The organism is Pseudomonadota bacterium (assembly GCA_010028905.1).
Classification (GTDB): Bacteria; Vulcanimicrobiota; Xenobia; order RGZZ01; family RGZZ01; genus RGZZ01.
In genome coordinates this window covers 1-7,259 of sequence record RGZZ01000258.1, presented here as the reverse complement: position 1 = coordinate 7,259, position 7,259 = coordinate 1, and the positions used below count along the sequence as shown (strand labels likewise).

The 7,259-nt window shown below is 67.5% G+C and carries 7 protein-coding genes; all 7 read left to right on the top strand.

All coding sequences use genetic code 11. The annotated features are described in order from the left end of the window. The first annotated feature begins 74 nt into the window (after nucleotides 1-74). Nucleotides 75-995 carry a hypothetical protein gene (locus EB084_16100; GenBank protein ID NDD29781.1) on the top strand — a complete coding sequence of 307 codons (921 nt, stop codon included), beginning with the start codon at nucleotides 75-77 and terminating at the stop codon, nucleotides 993-995. Between the two features lie 12 nt (nucleotides 996-1,007). Continuing rightward, nucleotides 1,008-2,696, top strand: a complete 1,689-nt coding sequence (locus EB084_16095) for a type II/IV secretion system protein (GenBank protein NDD29780.1) — start codon at nucleotides 1,008-1,010, stop codon at nucleotides 2,694-2,696. 38 nt (nucleotides 2,697-2,734) lie between these two features. Then, complete coding sequence (locus EB084_16090) at nucleotides 2,735-3,931, top strand: type II secretion system F family protein (protein ID NDD29779.1); 1,197 nt, start codon at nucleotides 2,735-2,737, stop codon at nucleotides 3,929-3,931. A gap of 53 nt (nucleotides 3,932-3,984) precedes the next feature. Next, entirely contained in the window at nucleotides 3,985-4,392 is a 408-nt protein-coding gene (locus EB084_16085) for a hypothetical protein (GenBank protein ID NDD29778.1), read from the top strand. A 14-nt stretch (nucleotides 4,393-4,406) separates the two neighbouring features. Beyond that, the gene (locus EB084_16080; GenBank protein ID NDD29777.1) at nucleotides 4,407-5,219 is read left to right on the top strand and encodes a hypothetical protein; all 813 of its coding nucleotides are present in this window, start codon (nucleotides 4,407-4,409) and stop codon (nucleotides 5,217-5,219) included. A 5-nt stretch (nucleotides 5,220-5,224) separates the two neighbouring features. Continuing rightward, entirely contained in the window at nucleotides 5,225-6,481 is a 1,257-nt protein-coding gene (locus EB084_16075; GenBank protein ID NDD29776.1) for a hypothetical protein, read from the top strand. After that, a partial coding sequence (locus EB084_16070) for a hypothetical protein (GenBank protein ID NDD29775.1) occupies nucleotides 6,481-7,259 on the top strand: 779 nt, incomplete at its 3' end. The genes EB084_16075 and EB084_16070, both read left to right, overlap by 1 nt.

The window sequence follows — 7,259 nt, the reverse complement described above, 5'->3', positions numbered from 1 at the left end:
ATCCGCAGGTCGCGGCCTGATGAGACCTCTCCCGCTCGTGCGCCGTGGCGGGTGCACGAGCGGGGCCGGAGGAGATGCGGTCGGACGATTCGAAGCCCATCGGCATGCCTACCCGGACCCGCAGTGTCATCGGACTCGAGCTGCTCTCTTCAGGTGCTCGCCTTGCACAGATCTCTACAGACGGGGAACGGGTTGAACGTCTCACCGACCTTCGCTGGCAAGGCCCCGATGAAGCACGTCAACGCCTGCGCGAGGCGCTGGCACCCATCTCTCCCGACGTTGCCATGGCGGTCTCGCTGCCCAATCCCCAGGTGTGGTCGCGTCTCGTCGAGCTGCCCGATCTCAAGAAGGGCGAGGCCGAGATCGCCCTTGCCTCGCGGCTCAACAAGTATCTGCCGTACCGCTCCGAAGCGTGGTCGCTGTTCTCGAGTGAAGCCCGCGTCACAAGCCTGAGCCCGGGAAAGCGCGCCTGGTTCGCAACCCTGGCGTCGAACGGGGGCATCAAGGCGATTGTGACGCTGCTCGAGCCGTTCGCCGCGCGATGGGAGAATCGCCAGCTCGAGGTTCCGGCGCGCTCGCTGCTGCGCTGGCTTCTGTGGGAGCGCCCAGACATGGCGCGCGGCGTGCATGCCGCCGTGCACATCGGGGACAGCCACGCCCTCATCTGGGCCTGCAGCGAGGGCACGCTCGTCATGTCGCGCGAGGTCGATCTGGCGCCCGTGGGGCCGGGCGATCCGGCCTTCGAAGACGCGGTCACCCTCTCCCTCATCGCCAGGCAGGTCCATTCTGCGGTGACATGGCTCCGGCTGCGCACCCTCTCGTGCGAGATCACGCCCGTCGATCTCGTGCTGAGCGGGCGGCACGCCGGTCGAGCGCCGCTGGTCGAGGCACTCGAGCGCGAGCTCTCGCTGCCGGTGGTGACCCTCGAGAAGTCGCGGCTGCAGACGGCCGGCGGCGAGGTGGCGTGTGGCCTCTCGCTGACCGGCGTCGATTGAGGGGGCGTTCACGTGCTGCTCGACACCCATCCGCTGCTCACCACGCTTCGTGCCCACCCCGCGATGTCTCGCGTCTCTCTTGAACCGGGCCCCTATCCGCTGGCCGCGCTTCCCCAGCAGGCCGTTGATGCGGGTCTGGTCACCGCCGATGAGATGCGTTCGTTGCTCGAGACGCTGTACGGGCTGCCCCAGGTGGCGCTCGACACCATCGAACCCGCCCCGAAAGCGCTTGGGCTGCGCACCGCCGACGCGTGCCGCGAGCGCGCGATGCTGCCGTACGACATCGATGGCTGGGTGCTGCGGGTGGCCATGGCCGACCCGTGGGATCTCGACACCATCGCCGCCCTCGAGATGGAGACCGGCCTTCGCGTGGCGCCGGCGGTGGCGCTCAAGAGCGAGATCGAGCAGGCGGTGCGACGTGCCTATGAGTCGACCGAGCAGCTCTCGCAGGCCATCGGTGCGCTCATCAGCGATGTGGGTCAGCAGGCTGGCGGACCGGTCGCCGCCGCCGCCGTCGAAGATCCGGACGCGCCGGTGGTGCGACTTGTGCGCTATCTGCTGCAGCAGGGGATGGCCCTGGGCGCGAGTGACATCCACCTCGAGCCGTATCCGAACCATTCGTCGCTGCGCTACCGCATCGACGGCGTGCTCCACGCCTACGATGGTCCGCCCCGCGCCATGCACGACGCCATCATCGCCCGCGTGAAGGTGCTCTCGAACCTAGACGTCACCGAGACCCGCGTGCCACAAGACGGCCGTCTCACCTTTCGGCATGGCGATCGCGTGGCCGAGTTCCGCGTCTCGACCATGCCCTTTGCCGCTGGCGAAGGGGTGGTGCTGCGCATCCTCGACAAGTCGAACGTGGTGCTCGACATCCGCAAGCTCGGGTTTCCCGCCGACCTGCTGGGCCTGTTCGAGAAGGCCGTGGCCAGTCCCAACGGCATGGTCCTCGTGTCCGGACCCACCGGATCCGGAAAGTCGACCACGCTGTACGCCGCGCTCAAGGAGATCGCCACCACCGATCGCAAGGTGATCACCGTGGAAGATCCGGTCGAGTACAAGATGGTGGGGGTGTGCCAGTCGGCGGTGCGTCCCGACATCGGATACAGCTTCGCAACAGGCCTGCGCTCCATCTTGCGTCACGATCCGGACGTGGTGATGATCGGCGAGATGCGCGACAAGGAGTCGGCTGAGATCGCGGTGCGCGCGGCCCTCACGGGCCACCTGGTGCTGAGCACCATCCACACCAATGATGCACTTTCGGTGGTGACGCGCCTGCTCGACATGGGGCTCGCGTCGTACCTCGTGTCGGCCACCCTGCGCCTGGCGCTCGCGCAGCGCCTGGTGCGCCGGCTGTGCGTGTCGTGCAGGGTGGCCACCACCGTGACCCGTGCCGAGATCGAGGCGGTGATGTTCGATCCCCGCCTGCGCGCCACGCTGCCTGAGCAGGTGACGGTGTATCGCGCGGGGGGATGCGGCGCTTGCCGCAACCTCGGATATCGCGGTCGTACCGCGGTGTACGAGATCCTCGATACCCGCGCCCTGTTCGACGAGATCCGGGATCGCCCCCCCAGCCTGGTCGAGATGCGTGAGGCCGCACTGCGCACGGGTCTTCGCACCTTGCGCACCAGCGGCGTGGTGAAGGTGCTCGAGGGGGAGACCTCCCTCGAGGAGATCATCAAGATCACCGAGGATTTCTGACGCCCTCGCCCTCGCGCGGGTGAGACCGAAGGAGAGAGATGGCTCGTTTCTCGTACACGGCACACGCTGAAGGTGGCGCGGTGATCCGCGATGTGATCGAGGCCGTCGACCGCGACGAGGCCCAGCGCCTGCTTGCGCAGCGCGACCTCATCGTGGTGCGCATCGAGGTCGAGCAGACGGCGTCTGCGAAATCGACTGGAGCCAGCGCGAGCGTGCAGGATCTGGCGGCATTCGCCTACGAGCTCTCGGTGGTGCTCGACGCCGGCATCGCGCTGCCCACGGCACTGGGCAGCTATGCCACCAGCGGCGACACGCCGTTCATGCGCGAGCTGCGCGACATCACTGAAGAGGTGCGTGCCGGGTCCCCGCTCTCGGCGTGTCTCGAGCGACGTCCGAACACGTTTCCCGCTATCTTTCCCGCCCTCGTTCGCTCCGGAGAGGAGAGCGGAGGGCTGGCCACCTCCCTGTCCCAGCTGAGCCGTCACTTCGAGCGCATCGATGGGCTGCGCAACACGGTGACACAGACCGCGGCGTACCCGTTCGTGGTGGCCTGCATGGCCTTTCTCATCGTGTTCGCCCTCGTGGTATTCGTCGTGCCGCGCTTCGCCGCCATCTACGAGCAGCTCAATGTGGCTATTCCCGCGCCGACGCGCTTCTTCTTGATGCTCGGGCGCTACAGCACCGCCATCAGCGCCCTCACCGCGATGCTGCTCGTGGTCGGGGTTCCGCTGCTGATCTCGTTCGGGCGAACAGAACGGGGGCAGCGCCTGCGCGACGCGGTGACGTTGCGGCTCGGTCCCATCGGTTCGGTGGTGCGCGATCTGGCCATGGCCACGTTCTGTCAGACCCTGGGGCTGCTGTATGACCGCGGCATCAAGATCCACGATGCGGTGAGCCTGGCGGCGGCGGCGTGCGGCAACATCGTCCTGGCAGAGCGGCTGGGGCGGCTCAGCGAGGGGGTGCGCGCGGGTACGCCCCTGAGCACGCTGATGCAGAGCGAGCACCTGCTCGAAGATCGCTACCTCGGCATGGTGCGGGCCGGAGAGTCGACGGGGCAGATCGGCGTCATGCTCGCCAAGGTGGCCGAGATCACCTCGACCCGCGCGGAGAGCCGCATCAAGAAGCTGCTCTCGCTGCTCGAACCCGCGCTCATCACCATGATAGCCGTGGTGGTGGGCGGCATCGTCATCGCCCTGGCCGCGCCCATCTTGAACCTCCAGGCCAGCATCACGTGAGGGGGAGGACGTCCGGGCGCGCGCCCTCACGAGGGTTCACGCTGTATGAGATCGTGGCCTCGGTGGTGATACTGGCGGCGGTGTACCTGGCCGTGGCTTCGCTTCAGGTGGCCACGGTGAGAGGAAGCCGGGACACCTTCGAGAACGAGATGGCGCGCGAGATTGCCCAGCACCTGCTGGGAGAGGCGGCCATGGGGCAGAATGGGGAGAAGTTGCCCGTCGATCGGGAGGGCGTGCGCGTGGTCGATGGCATCACGTACCACTGGTCGGCGCGCTACACGCCGGTGGCTGGCGCGCCTGCACCTTCGTACATCCGGAAGGTCTCGGTGCGGGTTCGATGGGTCGGACGGCAAGGGCCCGACGAGAGCGTCGTCGACAGCATCGTGTCGTATCCGCTGGTGGCCAACCCGCCTCCGCCTTCGCCGGAGCCCACCTCGCAACCGCATGTGTGGGTTCGATGAGCAGGTCACGCGGCATGAGCCTCTTCGAGACGGTGCTGGCGCTCGGCTTGAGCATGCTGGTGATTCTCGCCGTCGAGACCATGTTCGTCGACTCGCTTCGGTTCCGTGTGCTCAATGACAAGGTGATGACCCGCACCATGGAGAGCGAGGTCATCGACGTGTCGATGGCGGCCGACGTGGCGGAGAGCGATCTGCGCCTGGCGACGGCGATGTCTGAAGGCAGAGCGGTTGCGCCCCTGGAGCTCGATGCCGATGTCTCGCCCGAGCCCGCGCCGATCCCCGAGAGCCCGGCGCACGGGCTCACGGCCATCGCGCTGCCCCGTGCTCGTGACCCCCACAGCGGCCGGTTCGAGATTCACCCCCGCACCGCGGTTCCCGTCTGGACCTCGGTGCGGGTCACGTTTCAGCGGGCGGGGCAGCGGCTGGTGCAAGAGCTCGACGTGGCGCGCGCCGACGGGGGAGAGGTGCACGCGCCGGTTGACCCGGATTCGCTGGTGGCCCTCTGTGACGGCCAGGCGCCCGCCGTTGGTGGGTGGGTTCGAACGGCGGGTCCCAAGGTGGTGTCGCGCAACATCGAGCGCTTCATGCCCACGGTGCTGCATCGCCGTCTCACCTGGTCGGACAACGAACCCATCGAGACGTACGCGCTCTTCATCACGGCGCGGCGAGACGACACGCGCGTCGAGGGGGGACCGACCACCCGCTCCACATTCACTCGTCTCTATCGCTCGTGGAACTCCACGTTCCGAGATCCCGGACCGCTGAAGATGCCGCTTCCCGTTCCTGTTCCTCCCGCCCGTATCGACGCAGGGAAGAATGAGTGGTGAGGGCGATGCACCGCGCGCGAAGACGTGCCTACATCCTCGTGGTCACGCTGGTGAGCAGCGTGCTCACGCTCTTCCTCATGCTGCATGCCGGGCTGCAGACCGAGCACTTCCAGCTGAGCCGAGCGGCGGTTCATGGCATGCGCAACGGCGCCGCCATCTCGGCCCTTCAGCAGAGCGCCATCGATCGCCTCATGTACGATCCTGACTGGCATGAGGGCTATCCCTACAGCTACATCGACGCAGAACGGGTGAACGCCACGCTCACCTTCGATGCCGGCAAGGCCGTGCACGCCACGAACAACCACGCGGGCGAGAGCGCCGTGCCGTCGTACGACGGCCGCCCGGTGCCAGCGGGCTTCGTGAACCTTGCGGCCCGCTCTCTGTCGCCGGACGACAGCCCCACCAATCCCTACGATGACAGCCTGAGCCTCAAGAGCACGCGCCAGATGATGGTGAACGTGTACCGTCAGTACTTCCTCGAGGACTTCAATCAGGACGGGCAGCCTGGAACGAGTCGTGAGGCGTGGACCTGTGAGCCCAAGCGCGAGTTCAGCGTCATCGATCAGTTCGGGTTCCTCGGGGTCAGCGCCGAGGATCCCGAGGTGGTTCTGGTCCAGGCGGGCAAGACGTGGTGGAAGGACTACGATCTCGAGGCGGTGGTGGCCTACTACGGCTACGGAGGGTTTGGTCTCGTTGTGCGCTCCGACGATACGCAGGCCTATGCCGTGTCGATCACGCCGCAGCACGCGTTCGACCGCCTCACGGGAGCGGTGGTGCAGCCCTGTCTCATGCGGGCCCGCGGATACAACTGGACATTGCTTCCCGGCGCGAGCGCCATGTCGACTCCGCTCACCGTCGATCAGGGGAACGAGCTCACCAATCCGTTCATCACGGTGGAGCCTCGTGAAGTGGTCACCAGCGCCGACGGCTCACGCACCGTGCGTCGCGACCTGCCGTTCGGTTTCTGGCGCATCAAGGTGTCGGTGGAAGATCACGACCTGTTCGATCGCGAGCATCGCGTGCTGTTCATCACGGTGACGCGCCTCGAGCCGCGCCGCGGTGAAGGGGGGAAGATCACGACCTTCGTAGACGGCCCGTCGTGGCGCTCGCCTGATATCGCACTGCCGCCGCAGGGTGGACCGGAGCGGGGTCGTATCGGGTTCTTCTGCCAGCGGAAGACCGCCATCGGATTCACCAATGTGGTGGTGAACAAGCGCGGACGGGCGATGGTGCGCATCCCATCGGCGTGGTCGGAGCAGTGATGGGGCTGAAGATGGCGTGGTCAGAACCGGAGGATGGGGTCGCCAGCGGGGTGACGTCGGCGGCGGTGGGGCACAGGTTCCTGAAGGCCCTTTCGCGGCGCGTGGCTTCGGGCGCCTTCTCGAGGCGCGTGCTCGGGTTGCTGGTCGCGGTCGTGGCCATGGGGCTGCTCTGGGAAGCTGCGCCGGCCCTGGCCGACACCTGGCCGGTGGCGGGGTTCCCTGTCGCCATCACGGCAGGGCAGCGCGGCAACACCCGGTCTGGCACGCTGACGCTGGTCAATGCCCAGCCCGCTGCGCTCCGGGTCGTGGTGGCGCGTCATCGGCGCACGCTCGCGGTGCTGGCGGCCAGCATCGACAAGCCCTTCACGCTCACCGAGCCCGGCGGCCTCAAGGTGCACGTGCCGTGGGCGACGTTCGACGCCGCCAGCAATGTCTTTCAGGGCAGCGCGATGGTTTCGGGGGGCGGTCTGCCCGTGCGGGTGCGCGTAGCCCGTCTCTGTTTCGATGCCCGGGGCGTGGTCTCGATGCAGGGGCTCAGCATCGACGGTTCGTGGACCCTGGGCGGGGTGGGTTTCACACCGAGCGAGGGGCGGCGTGAGGCCGGTTCGTTCACCTTCACCGGGCCCCTGGCCGTGATGTTCGCTCCCCGGGTCACCGTCATGGTGGGGCCTGGGGGCGTGCGCGTGCGCGGGCCGCTTTCCCCGTGGTCGTTGCTGGTGAAGGGGGGACGACTCGACGTAGAGCGACTCGAATGGGTGAATGGCCGCGTCGTGGCCTC